15 protein-coding genes are annotated in these 16,494 nt (G+C 69.0%); 8 read left to right on the forward strand and 7 right to left on the reverse strand.

The window, feature by feature from the left end; genetic code table 11:
* From AB1824_10980 to AB1824_11000, 5 genes are all read left to right on the forward strand, one after another.
* The coding region (locus AB1824_10980) for an Ig-like domain-containing protein (GenBank protein MEW5765486.1) at positions 1 to 1,940 on the forward strand (1,940 nt) is incomplete at its 5' end.
* Between the two features lie 377 nt (positions 1,941 to 2,317).
* On the forward strand, positions 2,318 to 4,618 hold the full coding sequence (locus tag AB1824_10985; GenBank protein ID MEW5765487.1) for an IPT/TIG domain-containing protein: 2,301 nt from the start codon (positions 2,318 to 2,320) through the stop codon (positions 4,616 to 4,618).
* Positions 4,619 to 4,720: 102 nt separating this feature from the next.
* On the forward strand, positions 4,721 to 5,776 hold the full coding sequence (rlmN, locus tag AB1824_10990) for a 23S rRNA (adenine(2503)-C(2))-methyltransferase RlmN (protein ID MEW5765488.1): 1,056 nt from the start codon (positions 4,721 to 4,723) through the stop codon (positions 5,774 to 5,776).
* Positions 5,773 to 6,540 (forward strand): lytic transglycosylase domain-containing protein, encoded by a 768-nt coding sequence (locus AB1824_10995; GenBank protein ID MEW5765489.1) that lies wholly within the window; start codon positions 5,773 to 5,775, stop codon positions 6,538 to 6,540. Before rlmN ends, AB1824_10995 begins: the two co-directional genes overlap by 4 nt.
* Complete coding sequence (locus AB1824_11000) at positions 6,537 to 7,577, forward strand: TIGR01212 family radical SAM protein (GenBank protein ID MEW5765490.1); 1,041 nt, start codon at positions 6,537 to 6,539, stop codon at positions 7,575 to 7,577. Before AB1824_10995 ends, AB1824_11000 begins: the two co-directional genes overlap by 4 nt.
* Here the strand turns inward: AB1824_11000 and AB1824_11005 are convergent.
* From AB1824_11005 to yedF, 3 genes are read right to left on the reverse strand one after another with little or no spacing between them, the layout of a single operon-like run.
* Positions 7,566 to 8,150 carry a GNAT family N-acetyltransferase gene (locus AB1824_11005; GenBank protein MEW5765491.1) on the reverse strand — a complete coding sequence of 195 codons (585 nt, stop codon included), beginning with the start codon at positions 8,148 to 8,150 and terminating at the stop codon, positions 7,566 to 7,568. The two genes, AB1824_11000 and AB1824_11005, sit on opposite strands and share 12 nt — an antisense overlap.
* A gap of 2 nt (positions 8,151 to 8,152) precedes the next feature.
* On the reverse strand, positions 8,153 to 8,554 hold the full coding sequence (locus tag AB1824_11010; protein ID MEW5765492.1) for a VOC family protein: 402 nt from the start codon (positions 8,552 to 8,554) through the stop codon (positions 8,153 to 8,155).
* Positions 8,551 to 8,883, reverse strand: a complete 333-nt coding sequence (yedF, locus tag AB1824_11015) for a sulfurtransferase-like selenium metabolism protein YedF (GenBank protein MEW5765493.1) — start codon at positions 8,881 to 8,883, stop codon at positions 8,551 to 8,553. Before yedF ends, AB1824_11010 begins: the two co-directional genes overlap by 4 nt.
* Before the next feature lie 100 nt (positions 8,884 to 8,983).
* On the opposite strand from yedF, the gene AB1824_11020 reads away from it, so the two are divergent.
* Positions 8,984 to 10,483 (forward strand): retropepsin-like aspartic protease, encoded by a 1,500-nt coding sequence (locus AB1824_11020; GenBank protein MEW5765494.1) that lies wholly within the window; start codon positions 8,984 to 8,986, stop codon positions 10,481 to 10,483.
* 15 nt (positions 10,484 to 10,498) lie between these two features.
* Here the strand turns inward: AB1824_11020 and AB1824_11025 are convergent, their stop codons facing one another.
* From AB1824_11025 to AB1824_11035, 3 genes are read right to left on the reverse strand one after another with little or no spacing between them, the layout of a single operon-like run.
* The gene (locus AB1824_11025) at positions 10,499 to 10,852 is read right to left on the reverse strand and encodes a carboxymuconolactone decarboxylase family protein (GenBank protein ID MEW5765495.1); all 354 of its coding nucleotides are present in this window, start codon (positions 10,850 to 10,852) and stop codon (positions 10,499 to 10,501) included.
* The gene (locus tag AB1824_11030) at positions 10,849 to 11,223 is read right to left on the reverse strand and encodes a VOC family protein (protein MEW5765496.1); all 375 of its coding nucleotides are present in this window, start codon (positions 11,221 to 11,223) and stop codon (positions 10,849 to 10,851) included. Before AB1824_11030 ends, AB1824_11025 begins: the two co-directional genes overlap by 4 nt.
* Before the next feature lie 30 nt (positions 11,224 to 11,253).
* Entirely contained in the window at positions 11,254 to 12,435 is a 1,182-nt protein-coding gene (locus AB1824_11035) for a transposase (protein MEW5765497.1), read from the reverse strand.
* Between the two features lie 108 nt (positions 12,436 to 12,543).
* On the opposite strand from AB1824_11035, the gene AB1824_11040 reads away from it, so the two are divergent.
* Both AB1824_11040 and AB1824_11045 read left to right on the forward strand, forming a co-directional pair.
* Positions 12,544 to 14,424, forward strand: coding sequence for an ABC-F family ATP-binding cassette domain-containing protein (locus AB1824_11040; protein ID MEW5765498.1), 1,881 nt, complete (start codon positions 12,544 to 12,546; stop codon positions 14,422 to 14,424).
* Complete coding sequence (locus tag AB1824_11045; protein ID MEW5765499.1) at positions 14,421 to 15,956, forward strand: MFS transporter; 1,536 nt, start codon at positions 14,421 to 14,423, stop codon at positions 15,954 to 15,956. The genes AB1824_11040 and AB1824_11045 overlap by 4 nt, the downstream gene beginning before the upstream one ends.
* Positions 15,957 to 16,008: 52 nt before the next feature.
* On the opposite strand, the gene AB1824_11050 is transcribed toward AB1824_11045, so the two are convergent.
* A partial coding sequence (locus AB1824_11050) for a GAF domain-containing protein (protein ID MEW5765500.1) occupies positions 16,009 to 16,494 on the reverse strand: 486 nt, incomplete at its 5' end.

The raw sequence follows: 16,494 nt of genomic DNA on the forward strand, positions 1-16,494 counted from the left end.
CCCTGGAGGCCGGCGACGTCTTCACCGTCGTCGTCAACGGCGTGACCTACACCGCCGGAGACGGGAACCTCGTGGTCTCGGGCACGGACTGGACCTTGACCGTCCCCGCCGGAAGCGAACTCCCCGAAGGCACCTACCCCGTCACCGCTACCGTCACCGACGCCGCGGGCAACGCCGCCTCCGACGCCACCACCAACGAACTCGTCATCGATACCACGCCGCCCGCGGCCCCTGCCGTGACGGCCCTCACGACGAACGACACGACCCCAGCGATCCATGGCACCCTGGGCGCCGCCCTGGAGGCCGGCGACGTCTTCACCGTCGTCGTCAACGGCGTGACCTACACCGCCGGAGACGGGAACCTCGTGGTCTCGGGCACGGACTGGACCTTGACCGTCCCCGCCGGAAGCGAACTCCCCGAGGGCACCTACCCCGTCACCGCAACCGTCACCGACTCCGCGGGCAACGCCGCCTCCGACGCCACCACCAACGAACTCGTTATCGACACCACGCCGCCCGCGGCCCCCGCCGTGACGGCCCTCACGACGAACGACACGACGCCCGCGATCCACGGCACCCTGGGCGCCGCCCTGGAGGCCGGCGACGTCTTCACCGTCACCGTCAACGGCGTCACCTACACCGCCGGAGACGGGAACCTCGTGGTCTCGGGCACGGACTGGACGTTGACCGTCCCCGCCGGAAGCGAGCTCCCCGAGGGCACTTACCCCGTCACCGCCACCGTCACCGACTCCGCGGGCAACGCCGCCTCCGACGCCAGCACCAACGAGCTCACCATTGACACGACTCCCCCGGTCGTGGCCATTGCGGCCCCCGCCGAGGGCTCCACCACGGGCGACTCGACGCCCACGATTTCCGGCACCACCGACGCCGCCGAAGGCTCCACCGTCACCGTCACCATCGGCGCCGAGTCCCACACGGCGACCGTCCAGGCCGACGGCTCCTGGACCCTCGACTGGCCCACCGTGCTTCCCGACGCTTCCTACACCGTGTCGGCCTCGGTCACGGACCCCGCTGGCAACACGGGCTCCGATTCCAACGGCTTCACGGTCCTGGCCACTCCGCCCAGCACCCCGCCCATCGTGACGTCTCCGCTGTACGCGGGGGCCTCGGTCACCGTGTACGGAAGCAGCGTCGAGGCCCCGGGCAGTCTCGTGACGGTGTACGTCGGCGGCATCTCGGCGGGCACCGCCCTCGTCCAGGCCGACGGCTCCTGGAGCCTGGCCGGCGTTCCCCTGGCCGACGGCCAGTCGGTCACCGCCACGGTGGAGGCCGCCGGGAAATTGGCGAGCGGGTCTTCGAACACGGTGGTCGTGGCCGCGAACTCCAGCGACCTCACCCCGGCCCCCATCCTCGCCACGCCGGTGGCGGCCGGCACCACGTCGGTCACCGGAACCTCCCTCCCCGGTGCCACGGTGGATGTGTACGCGGACGGATATTACTTGGGAACGACGATCGCCGACGGGACCGGTGCCTGGACGCTCTCCTCCCTCGCGCCCCTTCCCGATGGCACCCTTCTCTCGGCGACGGCGACCCTCGCCCCCGGAGGGACTTCGTCCTGGTCGAACACGGTGGTGGTGGGCACCGCGATCCACCTCCTTCGTTCGGACGACCTCACGAGCCTGAGTCAGCCCATCGCGCCCCTCTTCGAGCGGTGCCACCCCGCCTTCTCCTCCCTGGCGGCCATGGGGCCCAACCATGCTGCCAACTGGGGAGAGGGGGCCGACGCGACCCTTCCGGGCACCTCCGACGACGACAAGGCCTACGTCCGGGGCATCACGTCGGGAACCGCCGAACCCGACACGACGGTCCTTGCTGACAACGGCCGCCCGCTGATCTTTTATGAACTCGTGGACAACGGTCAGAAGACGCTCTTCTTGACCAAGAGCGGGGGCAACATCGTGTTCACCTTCACCCCGTAAACCGCTCGGTTTGCGTTGGAAACGGCGGCCGCTCCGATGGGGGCGGCCGTCCCCTTTTGTGACGGCCGTCATGCCTATCCAAAACATGACGGCTCCTAAAGTTCGGCTCGTCTCGAGAATCTGTGCAGACCCCTGAGCGAGATCGCCGTCCGCCGCAGGCGGATGGCGGCGTCCCGGCGCCTCCCGCCCAAAGCCAAGCGCACCCAGCGCTTGGGCGCCCTGCCCCGCCCTTCGAGACGCACAGATTCTCAGGAGGAGCTCAAAGATCTTGGGCGGCCGTCCCCTTTTGTGACGGCCGTCATTGGCCTTTCTGTTCCGCTCGCTGTATCTTCTTCATAAACTGGACATCCGGCCTGGAGCCGGAGGAGGGGTGGGCGATGAAACGGATCTTCGTGTTTTCTCGGACCTTGGCGGCGGCGGCGCTGCTCCTGTGGAGCGCGGCGGCCTTCGGGCAGGGGTGCGGGGAGAGTTGGACGTGGGCCAACCCTCTTCCTCAGGGCAACGACCTCAACGCGTGCGCCTACGACGGGACGACGCTCCTGTGCGTGGGGAGCCACGGGACGGTCGTCCGCAAGACCGGCTCCGGCTACATCGCGGGTGACGTGGGCCAGCCCTACTGGCTGACTTCCGCGATCTACGACGGAGGCAAGTGGATCGCCGGAGGATTCGACCCATCCACCACGACGCCCGTCATCACGACCAGCGAGGACGGCGTCCAGTGGATGGCGCGTCTGGCCAGCGGCGTGGGCGGCGTCTTCGGCATGGTCCGAGGGGACACGGTGTATGTGGCCGTGGGGTACAACTGGGAGGGGAACCAGGACCTCGTCTTCACCAGCACGAATGGATACGCCTGGACCTTTCAACCCACGGGCACGGGCCACGTTCTCACCTCGGTGGCCCACGGAAACAGCCGCTTCGTCGCCACGTCGGAGAGCGGCGTATTCCTGACGAGCACGAACGGCTCGTCCTGGTCCACGGCGGCCTCCTTCCCCGGCCTGGAGTTCAAGAGCATCGTCTTCGCCTCGGGGAAGTTCGTGGCCGTGGGCCACGACTGGACGGGGGGGAATGCCCTCTTCGCCTACAGCAGCGACGGTCTGTCGTGGACCCCCGTGTACAGCCTCCCCGACGTGGACCTTCGCACCGTCTGCTACGGGGGCGGCCAGTTTTTCGCCGCGGGGTACGACTGGAACGACCAGGTTTCCACCTGCTTCGGAAGCCCCGACGGCATCGCCTGGAACGTCCTGGCGGAACTGGGGTGGGGGCGGGTGAACGCCGCCGCTTACGGCCAGGGCCAGTACCACATGGCTGGCGAAGGCGGCCTCCTCCTCTGGAGCGCCGACGGCGTCAACTGGTCCAAGGGCTCCACGGGCCTCCACATCGGCCTGAGCGACATGGCCGAGGGCCTGGGCTACTACCTCGCGGTGGGCCATGACGGCCTGGTGTACAAGAGCGCGGACGGCGCCGTCTGGGCCCCCACGGTCTTCTCCGACGGCATTCACCTCAGGGGCGTGGCCTTCGGGAACGGGCGCTTCGTGGCCGTGGGAGATAGCGGAGACGTGACGTATACCACCGATGCGGCCTCATGGTACTACGGCGCTTCGGGCACGACGGAGACCCTGCAGGACGTGGCCTACGGCTCCGGAGCCTTCGTGGCGGTGGGACTCAACGGCACACTTCTCACCTCCAACGACGGCATCGCCTGGACGGCCCTCACCCCCGCTCCGACGCCCCACCACATCAACGGAGTCACGTACGGACAGGGAATCTTCGTCGCCGTGACGGACGAGGGCGAGGCCGTCCTCCTGGGCCCGGGCATCGCGGTGGTGCCGACGGGCTCCACCGAGGGCCTGAACGCCGTAGCCTACGGGCAGAGCCGGTACGTGGCCGTGGGCGAGGCGGGGCGCGTCGTCACCCTCGAGACCAGCGGCTCGTCGTGGGTGCCCCGATCCTCGGGAGTCACCGCGGACCTTTACGGAATCGCATATTCCAGCGGCCTCTTCGTGGCCGTGGGCTGGGACAACACAACCCAGGCGGCCGTCCTCGTGACGAGCCCGGACGGGATCCAATGGACCGCGCGTGACCCCGGAGTGAGCCACTTCATGGGCGGCGCCGGGGGGGGAAGCGGACTCCTCTTCGCCCTGGGAAACGGCGGGACCATTCTGAAAAGCTCCTGCCCGCCCACCTTGACCGGAATCTCCCCCTCCAAAGGGACCCTGTACGGCGGGACCTCCGTCGTCCTGACGGGAACGGGCCTCACGGGAATCACCTCCGTGGCCTTCGACGGCCTGCCCGCCACCTTCACGGAGGACTCCGAGGGCCAGGTCACCGCCCTGGCCCCGGCCCACGCCGAGGGGACCGTCTCGGTGACCGTCTCCAACCGGGGCGGGGAGAGCAGCGCCCTGACCTACACCTACGTCCGGCCCCCGGTCATCACCTCCGTCGTGAAGAAGACTAACCCCTTCCGGCTGGTGGTCACGGGGACCGATTTCCTCAACCCCTGCTCGGTGCAGATCAACGGCGTCGACGCGCCCACGACGACCTACAAGAGCGGCACCAAGGTCGTGGCCAAGGGCGGAACGACCCTCAAGGCCCTCCTGCCCAAGGGGGTGCCCGTGTCCGTGACCGTGTACAACGCGGCCGACGCCGTTTCCTCCGAGCCCTACACCTACACGCGGTAGGTTCCCGGAAACTCTCCTGGCGGCGGACCCCTCACCGGGCCCGCCGCCCGCTGTTTTTCCGCCGGCGCGCTCCGGGGTATTCTGGGGCGGGAGGTGCGGCCCGTGGCCGAGGAGAAGACACCGCTGGTGGGGTTGGATGCGGAGGGCCTGGGGGCCCTGGCGTCGGACCTCGGCCTCAAGCCCTTCCAGATCCGGGACGCCTACCGGTGGCTCTACCAGAGGCGGCGCACCGACCCGCTGGACTGGTCCACCCTTCCCCGCCGCGCCCGCCAAGCCCTTCACGAGAAGACCGAGGCGGGCCTGCCCCGCGTCACCGGCGAGCAGACCTCCTCCGACGGCACGCGCAAGTTCCTCCTGGGCCTCGCAGACGGTCAGGGTGTCGAGGCCGTCTACATCCCCGACGCGAACCGGCGGACGATCTGCGTCTCCTCACAGGTGGGGTGCGCCATGGGGTGCGCCTTCTGCCTCACGGCCCGGCTGGGGTTCAAGAGGAACCTGACGGCGGGGGAGATTCTCGGCCAGTTCTTCCTGCTGGAGCGTCAGACGGACATCGCCGAAAAGCCCTACAACGTCGTCTTCATGGGGATGGGCGAGCCGCTGGCCAACCGGTCGAACCTCGAGAAGGCCCTCGCGATCCTGGAGGACGACGAGGGCATGGGCCTCTCCTGGCGGCGGATCACCGTGTCCACCTCGGGCCTCGCCGATTCCCTGGAGGCCTTCGCGAAGAGCCCTGTCTGCCCCCGCCTGTCCCTCTCCCTCAACGCCCCCCGGGAGGACCTGCGGACGGAACTCATGCCCGTCAACGCACGGTATCCCCTCAAGCGCCTGCGCCGGGTCCTCCAGGACCTGACGCGCCGGGAGCGGGAAAGGATTTCGCTGGAGTACGTCCTCCTCCAGGGCGTCAACGACTCGCCCGCCGACGCCCGCGGGGTGGCCCGCTTCGCCCGGGGCCTCAAGGTCAAAGTCAACCTGATCCGCTTCAACCCCGCCGAGGGCCTCCCCTTCCGCCGCTCGGAGGAGGAGGCCGTCCGTTCCTTTCAGGAGGTGCTTGTGGCCGAGGGCATCCCGACCAGCATCCGGAAGAGCCGCGGCGTGGACATCCTGGCCGCCTGCGGGCAGCTCGCCCGCAACAACTGGCCCGGGGAGGCGGCGCCGTGAGGCGCGCGGTCCTGTTCGCGGCGGGCCTCGCCCTGGGGTGGGCCCTGGCCGGCACCACGGCCCGGGCGCAGGTCCGGGTGGAGCGGGACGCCCAGGGCAAGATCGTCATCACGAACAAGGGCTCCAAGGCCGCGGAGCGCCTCGCCGGGTCGCCCTCCGCCCCCCCACTTCCCGCCCTGTCCGCCGGCCTCCGTAAGGAGATCCAGGCCAAGCTGCGCAAGGCCTGCGCCGAGCGGGGCCTGGACTACGACCTGGTGGCCGCGCTGGTGGAGGCCGAATCGGACTTCCGGCCCAATGTCCTCTCGAAGAAGGGGGCGGTGGGGCTCATGCAGCTCATGCCCGACACGGCCAAGCGCTTCGGGTGCGCCGACCCCTGGGACCTCGACCAGAACATCCAGGGCGGGACGGCCTTCCTCGCCTTCCTCCACGAGCGGTTCGAGGGAGACATCCCCCTCATCCTGGCGGGCTACAACGCGGGAGAGGACGCGGTGCGGAAGTACGGGAACCGGATCCCGCCCTATGCGGAGACGGTCCGCTACGTTTTCTCCATCCTCCACAACTACGGCCGGCCCGCGGTGACCGAGCGGGCCCGGGGCCTTCTGGCCTCGCCGGGCGACTACGACCGCTTCTATACCCCACGGAAGGGTCAAAAGCCCGTCCTGAGGCTCTTCTACATGTTCGTCGACGAGAAGGGCGTCCGACACATTTACGACTACCCGCCCTCGGGAGTCGTCTCCACCCCCATCGTCTACAAGGACGAATGAGCGAATACCGAAGGGTGATTCGAGAACCGCCCGAGCCCGGTGGTCCCCCCGCGGGCGACGGAAAGAATCCCGCCGGGGCCCGTCCTCTCCTCCTCCCGGACTCCCGGCCGCCCTTCCGCCCCACCGCCGGCGACCCGATCCACTGGGCCTCGAGGGACCTGCGGGCCCTCCTCGGAGGACGGGTGACCAAGGCGTGCCTGGACCCGGGGGCGACCTGCCCGAACCGGGACGGAACCGTCGGACGGGGAGGCTGCGCCTGGTGCGATCCCGGCGGCTCGGGGCCCGACGACCCGCGTTCTGGGGAGTCCTGGGAGGCCCGGCTGGAGCGCCTCGCGGCCGCGGCGCTCGACCGCGGGGAACGGGGCGTCGTCGCTTACTTTCAGGCCTTCACAGCGACCCATGTCGGGCCGGAGGCCCTCGAAGGCCTGCTCGCGCGCGCCGTTTCGGTTCCCGGCGTGGCGGCGGTGGCCCTGGGCGCCCGGCCGGACACCCTGCCGGATGCCGTGGTGGACCTCCTTTCGGCCTTCGCCCTGCGCCTGCCCCTCTGGCTCGAAGTGGGCATGCAGACCTCCCGGGACGAGACCCTGGCCGCCATGAACCGGGGCCACGGCCATGCCGCCACCGTACGGGCCGCCGCGGAACTGAGGAAACGGGGACTGGCTTTCGTCCTGCACCTCGTCTTCGGTCTGCCCGGAGAGGGCCGCGAGGACGCCCTGAGATCGGTGGAGGAAGCCGTCCGAATGGGCCCCTGGGGCCTCAAGATCCACCCTCTCCACGTGGTGGAGGGCTCCCCTCTCTCCCGGAAGTGGCGGGAGGGCGGGCTTCCCCTCCTCGGCCGCAAGGCGTACGCGGGGTGGGTGTGCGACGCGCTGGAGCGGCTTCCCCCCGAGGTCTCCGTCCACCGCCTTTCGGGGGAGCGCCCCGAGGGCCTTCTCCTGGCCCCGGACTGGTGCCGGGACAAGCGCGGCGTCCTCAACGCCGTCCGCTCGGAGCTGTCCCGGCGCGGTTCCTGGCAAGGAAAGGCATTAGCCGGCTGACCCCGGCTTCCAGCCCGGATGGAGGCGGGCCGTGAGCACGTGGTCCCGCCAGCGGCCCGCGATGAGCAGGTAGTCGGGGGCGAACCCCACCCTCTCAAAGCCGAGCCTCTGCAAGACGGCGGCGCTCCGGACGTTCTCCGGGACGTACGCCGCTTCCAACCGGTGGAGGTTCATGGGGCCGAAGGCGTGGGCCACCACGGCCTCCAGCGCCTCCGTCATGAGGCCCTGTCCCGTCAGGCGCCGGTCGAGGCTGTAGCTCAGGACGGCACCCTGCAGGGCCCCTCGAACCACGTGGCGGAGGTTCACGATCCCCGCCACGGCCCCGCCGGCGTCGGCCTTCCGGAAGAGGGCGAGCCGGAGGGCCGTCCCCGCGAGAGATTCCCTCCGGGCGTTTCGGAGTTCCGCCTTCCAGAAGGGGAGCGTGAAGTACGCCTCGGTGCGCTCGGGTTCCCAGGGGGCGAGGTGGTCGCGGTTTTCAAGGACGTAGGTCAGGACGCGCCCGGCGTCCCTCGGGCCGGGCACCCGCAGAAGGAGGCGGGCCGTTTCGAGGACGGGAAGGGGGCGGCCCCACATCGTCAGATCGCGGCGGCGAAGGCCAGAACGTGGCCGTCGGGGTCCAGACAGTATCCGGCGCGGTGGCCCCAATCCCTGGCCCTCACCGGATCGAGAAGCCGGGCTCCGGCCCCCACGGCCCGGTCCAGGCAGGCGGCCGGATCTTCCACGCGAAGGTACAGTTCGGCCCGGGGAATCCCGCCGGCGGCGGCCGGATCGGGAATCCGGTCTCCCAGGAGCCGCCGGATCCCCCTTTCGGGCATGAGCCCGAGGACAACGCCATGTCCCAGGTCGAACTCGGTCATGCCCGGAACGTCCAGGCAAGGCTCCGCGGCGAGGGCTTTTCGATAGAAGTCCGCCGAACGCGCCTGATCCGCCACGTACAAGATGAGGTGGATTCCGCCGAACGCCTCTCCCGGGCTCATGGCGTCAGGACCCGGTCCGCCGTCCGCAAGGCTTCCACCGTCTCGCCCATGGTGCCGGCGACGCCCACCCGGAGGCGATTCTCCACTCCGTAGTGGCCCAGGCAGGTGATGCAGGCGGTCACCACGGCCCCCTTGGATTCCATCTCCCGCAGGGTCTCCAGCGTCTCGGCCCCTTCCAAGGCCAGGAAGACGCCCCGGTTCAGCAGGAGCACCCGCTCCACCCTCTCCCCGGACTCGGCGAGCTTTCCGAGGAAGTTGCGCATCAGAAGCCTGCCCAGCGCCTCGTCCCCGTCTCCGATCCGATCCGACGTGATGTACAGAACGCTCATGGGGCCTCCCTTCCCGTGACGAGGGGCCGCGCCTCGGATACACTGGACCCGATTCGCCCGGGAGCGAATGTAGCAGACGAAAACCGAGGGGGAAAGAGACATGATTTCGCGAATCGCCGCCGTCCTTTCGTTTTTCTGCCTTGCCGCCGCCGCCCAGACCGCCACGCCGCCTCCGGCCGCCCCCGATCTCTCCGCGGGTTGGAAGGCTCTCGCCGAAGGCGACACGGCCGCCGCCATTCAGGCCGCCCGGGAGGCGCTGAAGGCCTCCCCGGGCCACCCCGAAGCCCTGGCCCTCTGGGGCCGATCCGCTCTCTCCTCAGGGGACGTGCAGACGGGGACCGGCGCCCTTCGCATGTTGGCGGGCAAGCGCGGGACGCTGGACGATTTCCGTCTCCTGGCCCTGGCCTGCGCCATGGCCGGGCGGTGGTCCGATGCGCGGACGGCGTTGGATCGGGCCGAGAAGTCGCCGGGGGCCACCGCGGACGGCCTCTATGCCCTCGCCTGGATGACGGAGGAGGCCCCCCGGCGGGCGGCCCTTCTGCGGCGTCTGGAAGCGGAGTTCTCCGCCGAGGCGAAGGGCGCATCGGCGGAGGCGGCCTTCTGGGAATCCAAGGGGGCGAGGCTCCTGAACCGGCTCCCGTCTCCGCTTCCGGCGGACGGGGCGGAGGTCCCCCTCAAGACCCTCTACGACCTCGAGTGGGCCGTGGCCAGGACCGCCTCGGGAGAGGAACTCTGGCTTCTCGTCGACACCGCGTGCCCCCGCACGGTCCTGTCCCGGGAAACGGCGGAGCGGCTGGGCCTGGCCACGGTGCCGGCTTCGCGGCCCTTGCCGGGCGCCTACGCCTCCTCCCCCGCTCCGGCCTACACGATCCTCGATCGGCTCGATCTGGGCCCCATTTCCGCGGAGAACGTGGTGGCGGTCGTGGTGGACGACGCGCCCGGCCTGCTCCGGTTCCGAGAGGGACGGACGGTCCTCAAGGGGATCCTCGGCATGGACCTCCTGCGGGGATGCAAGATCCGCTTCGACCGACAGAAGAACCTCCTGAGGCTCCTTCCGGCCTCGGCCCCCCTGGACCGACTGCTCGACGGGGACCCGTCGGCCTGGTCCTCCTACCCCGCCTACGACGTCCACGGCCAGCTCTTCGTGCCCACCGCCCTCGGCGCCAAGACGGCCATCCTGGGGCTGATGTCCACGGGATGCACCCACGTCCTCGCCGCGGAGGCGGCCCTTCCGGGAACGGGACTTCAGGCCAGCTCGAAAAACGCCTTCAGCCTGGCCCCTTCGTCCTTCTTCGCCATGCCCGACCGCGCGGCGGGGACCCACTACGCCGCCATGGACCGCGTTCGGAAGGGCTCCCTCGGGTGGATGGAGGAGTGCCTTCCACCCGTGGGCAACGTGCGGACGGTTCCCAAGGACGCGAAGGTGGGCTTCGGCCCGGCCATGGGGGTCCTGGCGGACCTCCCCCTGTACCCCGCGACGCTGGGGGCCGAGATTCCCGCTTCCACCGTGGTGGGGAAGAAACTCACGGATTTCTACGCCCTCGCGCTGGACCTGCCCGGAGGGAAGCTTTATATGAAACGAGTGCTCTTCGCGAAGTGAGGCGGCGCGGGGGCCTCAGGGGGTCTGCTCCTGCCCCTCGATCTCGTCCAGGAGGGCCACGGCCCTGCGCAAGTGGGGAATCACGATGGAGCCCCCCACCACGAGGGCCACGTGGAAGGCCTCCATCAGTTCCGCCCGGGAGCAGCCTTCCTCGCGGCACCGGATCACGTGGTAGGCGATGCAGTCGTCGCACCGCAGGACCATGGAGGCCGTCAGCCCCATGAGCTCCTTCGTCCTGGACGGAAGGGCCCCTTCGGCGTAGGCCTGGGTGTCCAGGGCGAAGAAGCGCTGGATCCCCTTGTGGCCTTCGCCGAGGATGCGGGCGTTCATCTTTTCGCGGAATTCCCGGAACTCCGTCAGGCGGCTCATGGCTTCCTCCCCGTCTCCAGGATCTCCACGTCGTAGCCGTCCGGGTCGCACACGAACAGGTACTTGGAGCCCACCTCGGGCCGGGAGGGCCAGTACTCCCACCCGCGCCGCTTCACCTCGGCTTCGACGGGCCCCAGGTCCGGCACGCCGAAAGCCAGGTGGCCGTACTGGTCGCCCAGCGTGTAGTCGGGCCCGTCGTGGTTGAAGGTCAGTTCCACGAAGTAGCGCTCGTCCTCGTCCGACAGAAAGACGAGGGTCGCCTCGTCGGCGATGGCCTTGCGTCGCACTTCGTGGAGGCCGATGAAGCCGCAGTAGAACTCCAGGCTTTTCTCCAGGTCCCGGACCCGGATCATGGTGTGCAGCATTTTCATGGCGGACCTCATAATAATAGGGACAGCCACCTATTTTCGTGGCGATCCCCCTCTCGCGGCGATGCTTTCGGCTATCTCTCCCACGTCTCTCTCCCGCCTCGGACGACCCACGGGAAGACGACGAAGACGCCGTCCCAAAAGGACTTCCGTTTCTGTCAGGAACCGATCGTCCCCTAGGGGGCGTCCCCTGCGCGTGCAACTCCGAATCGCCTCGACTTCCCGATCCGTGGACCTGGAAAGCTCCTTCTTCCAGCTTTGCGCGTTGGTCCATCTCTGCCAGGGTTTCATGTCCAGCCAGGGCGGTGCGGCCTCCAAGCCCACGTGAAACCGCGCACTGGACCAGGGATAGGTCCATGCCCTCTTAACCAGGCCCGCCCTCAGCGGATTTCGTTCCACATACGCAAGAGCTTTGTAAGCGTGGGCCTCATCCATGGCGCACGAAAAAAAACGCCCTTGCCAAAGGTGGCCCGAACGCTTGTGAACACGATTGATCTCTTGGGAGTACCGCCAGTGGGCCCGTCCGACGGCGGAAGCCAAAGCCTCCGCCTGGGGTGGAACCACAATGAGATGGACGTGGTTCGTCATCAGGCAATACCCGAGCAAAGCCAGCCCAGCCTTTTCCGCGTAGAAGGCGATGCAATCCAGGTACAGCTGCCGGTCATCTTCGGTGAAGAACACGTCCTGCTGATTGTTCCCCCGCTGGATCACGTGGTGGACAACTCCCGGCAGGGCGATGCGAGCGAGTCTGGGCATGGCAGAATTGTACAACTTGAAGCGCCCGAAACAAGCCGCCCAGTAATATAGGTGGTTGTCCTGTGGTGTCCAAAATAGTTCTGGGGCGTTTTTTGCGGCTTTCGCCCGGAGCCTCCCTGCAGCGGGCAGGCGAAGCGGAGGGCGAGAGCCAGGCCGCAGGATTGGGCCTTGGGCGAGGAAGGCGAGGCGACCGCACCGGAGGCGTACCTGTGTACGTTGAGGATGCGGGCGCCGAAGCCTGACAAAGCCCAAGGTCCGGGACTTGCGGCCTCCTGAAAAGGGGGTGGGGGGCAACGGCATGGCCGAAAAAGCCGAAGCGGGACGGAGCGCCCGAAGGGCGCGGGGAGGCCATGGACCGGGACGCGCTCGTGCTTGCACGGAAGCGGCCGGTCCAGGCCTCGCAAGCCGCGCCGACGGCGCGGCGCCCGTCGCGCCTTGCTTCGAAGGCAAAAAGGCCATTGATTTTGGACACGCATGGTGGTTATCCCTAATTCAAAATAGGTGGCTGTCCCTATTTAAGTGGCGCCAGGAACCCCGTGCTACACTCGCGGTTCGGAGGCCGTACGGGTGAGGGTTTCTCTGGCGGGTGTCAGGAGGAGGTACGGGGAGCGGGAGGTCCTCAAGGGCGTGGACTGGCAGATCCACGACGGCGAGCGGTGGGCCCTCGTGGGACCCAACGGTTCGGGGAAGACGACCCTCCTGAAGATCCTGGCGGGCCGGGAAGACCACGACGAGGGCGAGGTGGCCCGCGCCCGGGACCTTCGCATCGCCACGGTGCCCCAGGACGACCTGGCGGCGGTGACCCTTTCGGCCCGCCAGTACCTCCTCAAGGCCTTTTCCGACGTGCTCTCGCGGGAGCGGGAGCTCCAGGCCCTCCACGACCGGATGGCCGAGGGGGACGCCTCCCAGGAGACTCTTGACGCGGCCGCCCATCTCCAGGAGTGGCTCCACCACCATGGCGGCTACACCTACGAAACGGACCTGGAGCGCACGCTCCTGGGCCTGGGCTTCTCCCTCGAGGACGCCGACCGCCCGTGCCGCTCCTTCTCGGGCGGCGAGCAGATGCGCCTAAAACTCGGGCGCGCGCTCCTGGACCCCGCCAACCTCCTCCTCCTGGACGAGCCGGGAAACCACCTGGACGACCGTCAGAGGGCCTGGCTGGGGGACTTTCTCCAGACGAGTCCCCGGGCCTTCGTCGTCGTCAGCCACGATCCGGAGATCCTGGAGGGCGCCGTGGACCACGTGGCCCTCCTCTCGGACGGACGCCTCTACACGTTCCGGGGGGACTTCGCCTCCTTCGAGGTCCAGTTCGAGGAGATGCAGAAGACACGGGAGCGGGCCTACGAGCAGCAGCAGGCCTTCATCGAGAGGACTCAGGAGTTCATCCGGAGGTACAAGGCGGGCCAGCGCTCCAAGCAGGCCAGGGGACGGCAGAAGGTCCTCTCGCGGCTGGAGCGCGTGGAGGCGCCCTTGCGGGGGCCCCAGGGGTTCCGGCTCGACCTCCGCTTCGAGGAGATCCCGGGAGAGGACGTCCTGGCCGTGGAGAACCTCGCCCTCGACGTGGGGGGGCGGACGGTGCGGGCGCCCAAGCTCCTGCTCAAGCGGGGCCAGAAGGTGGCCCTGGTGGGGCCCAACGGCTCCGGGAAGACCACCCTCATCCGGGCCCTCGTGGGCGACGGCGGCGTGTCGGCCGGTTCCATCCGCTGGGGCACCAACGTCCGGCTCGCCCACTACGACCAGCACCAGCAACGCCTTCCCCTGGGCTCCACGCTCTTCGAGGCCGTCGGCGGGCTCCTGCAAACCCTGAACCGGGAACTCATCCTCACGTACCTGGGGGCCTTCGGTTTCGGAGGAAGCCGCGCGGAGCAGGGCGTCGGGAGCCTGTCGGGAGGGGAGAAGGCGCGCCTTCACCTCCTCGCCGTGCTCCTCGCCAAAGCCAACGTCCTCTTTCTCGACGAGCCCACGAACCACCTGGATCAGACCGCGAAGGAGATCCTCCGGGACGCCCTCCTCCGGTACAAAGGGACCCTCGTCCTGGTGAGCCACGAGGAGGACTTTCTGACGAGCATCACGGGCCACACCTGGGCCGTGGGCCCCCAGACCATCCGGAGCGCCGCGGGGTACGCGCCCGAACTGGCGGAACCCGAGGAGGCCCAAGAGCAAGCCGGCTCTCCCGCCAAGGCCCCAACGAAACCCGCGGAGCGAAAGAGCGCGGGACTGTCCAAGAACGAACGGTTCCGCCTGGAGCGCCGCCTGAAGGAGACGGAGAGCCGGATGGCCGCCCTCCACGCCGAGCGCGCCGAGATGGAGAAGCGCTTCATGGACCCCGACGCGGTTTTCGCCGAGGACTGGCACGCCCTGAACCGGCGCTTCGAGGCCCTAAAATCGGAGATCGCCTCCGCCGAGGAGGAGTGGCTCGACGTGACGACGAAGCTGGAGCAGGGATGAGCGCCCCGCGCGAGGGCGCCCCCGGCGGCACCCCGGATCCCGGTTCTCCAAGCGGGCCGCCCGCCGCCGGCCCGAACGCGAAGCACCGGCCGCCCTTCTGGGTCTTCACGCTCTACTTCTCCGAGGGCTTCCCCTACAGCATGGTCCACCAGTTCTCCACGGTCTTCTTCAAGGACCACGGGGCCAGCCTCGAAGCGGTGGGGCTCACGTCCCTGTACCGCCTGCCGTGGATCCTCAAGTTCGCGTGGGCCCCCCTGGCCGACGCTTTCTCCACCAAGCGCCGGTGGATCCTGTCGGCCCAGTGCCTCCTGCTGGGCGCGGCCCTGGCCATGGCGGCGGGCTCCGCCCTTCCCCGGCCGCTGGAGGCCGTGGCCGCCCTGTTTCTCGCGACCGCCATCCTGGCGGCCACCCAGGACATCGCCGTGGACGGCTTCTACCTCGAAGCCCTGGACCGGACGCGCCAGGCGGCCTACGTGGGGTACCAGTCCATGTCCTACCGTCTGGCCATGATCGCCGGCGGAGGGGGGGTCATCTGGTTTTCGGGGAAGTTCGGCTGGGGGCCCGCTTTCCTCCTGGCCTCGGGGATCCTCGCCTTCGTTTTTCTCTTCCACGCGCTGTACCTGCCCCGGACCGAAACCCGAATGCGCCCGGGAGTCCAGCTCCTGGGCTACCTGTTCCGGCCCGCCCGCCTGGGGTTCCTGGCCGCCGCCGCCGCCGGCCTGGCCGGCCTCGCGTGGCTGTGGAACCGGTGGGGGCGCGCGGCGCTCTCCCCGCACCTGCCGAACCTCAGCGTTCCGGCCTGGATCGCCCTGGCCTTCCTCACGGCCATGGTCCTCCTGCTCCTCTTCCTGAGGCCCCTCAAGCGCCGGATGGAAGGCTCCGACTCCCTCTACGCGCGGGCCTTCGTGGACTATCTGGACCAGAGGCGCATCGGCGTCATCCTCGCCTTCCTGTGCACCTACCGCACGGGGGAGTCCTTTCTCCTGGCCATGGTCTACCCCTTGCTCAAGGACATCGGATTGGCGCGGGACCAGTACGGCCTCATCTACGGGACCTTCGGGGTCGCGGCCTCCATCACCGGCGGGATCCTGGGCGGCCACCTCATCGGGAAATTCGGACTCAAGAAGGTGATCTGGCCCTTCGTGGCCGCCCAAAACGTTCCCAACCTCCTCTACGCCGCCCTCGCCGTGTGGTACGGCCCCCTCGCGGGCCATCCCGAGCGGGGCGCCGCCGATCCCCTCATCGTCGCCCCCTTCGTGGTCCTGGAGGCGTTCGGGGCGGGCCTCGGAACGGCGGTCTTCATGGTCTTCATCATGAGGACGTGCAAGGCCTCCTTCAAATCCGCCCACATGAGCATCGCCACCAGCATCATGAACGTCTCCACCACCCTGGCCGGCGTGCTCTCGGGCTTCCTGGCCCACTGGCTCGGGTGGCCCCTCTTTTTCGTCATGACCTTCCTGGCCACCGTCCCGAGCATGGCCATGATCCCGTTCCTGCCGCACCTCGAGGGAGGTAGGGCGGGGGGGAAGTAAGGAAGCCTGGCAGGCTTTTCGAAAGCTCCTGTGGGTCGGGCACCGAGAGGCGTCAAGGTTCTCCGGCCGTGAGGCCGGCGGCCCGCAGGACCCTTTCCAGCCCCTCCGCGTCGCCGGCGCCGAAGGAATCCAGGTCCCGGCTGTCCAGGTCCAGCACCCCCCAGCACCGGCCGTCGGCATCGAAGCAGGGCACCACGACCTCGGATCGGTTCTCGGGATCGCAGACGATGTGCGCCTCGCCCAGGGCATGCACGTCCGCCACGATCTGCGGCCGCCCTTCCTTGAGCGCCTTCCCGCACACGCCGTGGAGGCCGATGGGGGAACACGCCGGCTTGGGCCGGCACACGCCGAGAATCATCGCATCCCTTTTGTCTCCAAGGAGATAGAAGCCGAGCCACGCCACGCCCTCGGAGGAAAGCCGTTCCCAGAGAAGCTCCGTGATCCCCCGCATGGCTTCTTGGCGACCCGGCCAGCTCCGCGCCAGGCGCGAGGCCTCCCGAGCCAGTTCCTCGTAGCACTTGGAGCGGTCCCGCATGCT

The sequence above is a fragment of the Acidobacteriota bacterium genome (assembly GCA_040752915.1).
Classification (GTDB): domain Bacteria; phylum Acidobacteriota; class UBA4820; order UBA4820; family DSQY01; genus JBFLVU01.

Excerpts from the sequence above, each read along its gene's own strand:
- AB1824_10985 (MEW5765487.1), top strand. The coding sequence starts at position 2,318 with ATGAAACGGATCTTCGTGTTTTCTCGGACCTTGGCGGCGGCGGCGCTG.
- AB1824_11000 (MEW5765490.1), top strand. The coding sequence starts at position 6,537 with ATGAGCGAATACCGAAGGGTGATTCGAGAACCGCCCGAGCCCGGTGGT.
- AB1824_11005 (MEW5765491.1), bottom strand. The coding sequence starts at position 8,150 with ATGTGGGGCCGCCCCCTTCCCGTCCTCGAAACGGCCCGCCTCCTTCTG.
- AB1824_11010 (MEW5765492.1), bottom strand. The coding sequence starts at position 8,554 with ATGAGCCCGGGAGAGGCGTTCGGCGGAATCCACCTCATCTTGTACGTG.
- yedF (MEW5765493.1), bottom strand. The coding sequence starts at position 8,883 with ATGAGCGTTCTGTACATCACGTCGGATCGGATCGGAGACGGGGACGAG.
- AB1824_11020 (MEW5765494.1), top strand. The coding sequence starts at position 8,984 with ATGATTTCGCGAATCGCCGCCGTCCTTTCGTTTTTCTGCCTTGCCGCC.
- AB1824_11025 (MEW5765495.1), bottom strand. The coding sequence starts at position 10,852 with ATGAGCCGCCTGACGGAGTTCCGGGAATTCCGCGAAAAGATGAACGCC.
- AB1824_11030 (MEW5765496.1), bottom strand. The coding sequence starts at position 11,223 with ATGAAAATGCTGCACACCATGATCCGGGTCCGGGACCTGGAGAAAAGC.
- AB1824_11035 (MEW5765497.1), bottom strand. The coding sequence starts at position 12,435 with ATGGCCTTTTTGCCTTCGAAGCAAGGCGCGACGGGCGCCGCGCCGTCG.
- AB1824_11045 (MEW5765499.1), top strand. The coding sequence starts at position 14,421 with ATGAGCGCCCCGCGCGAGGGCGCCCCCGGCGGCACCCCGGATCCCGGT.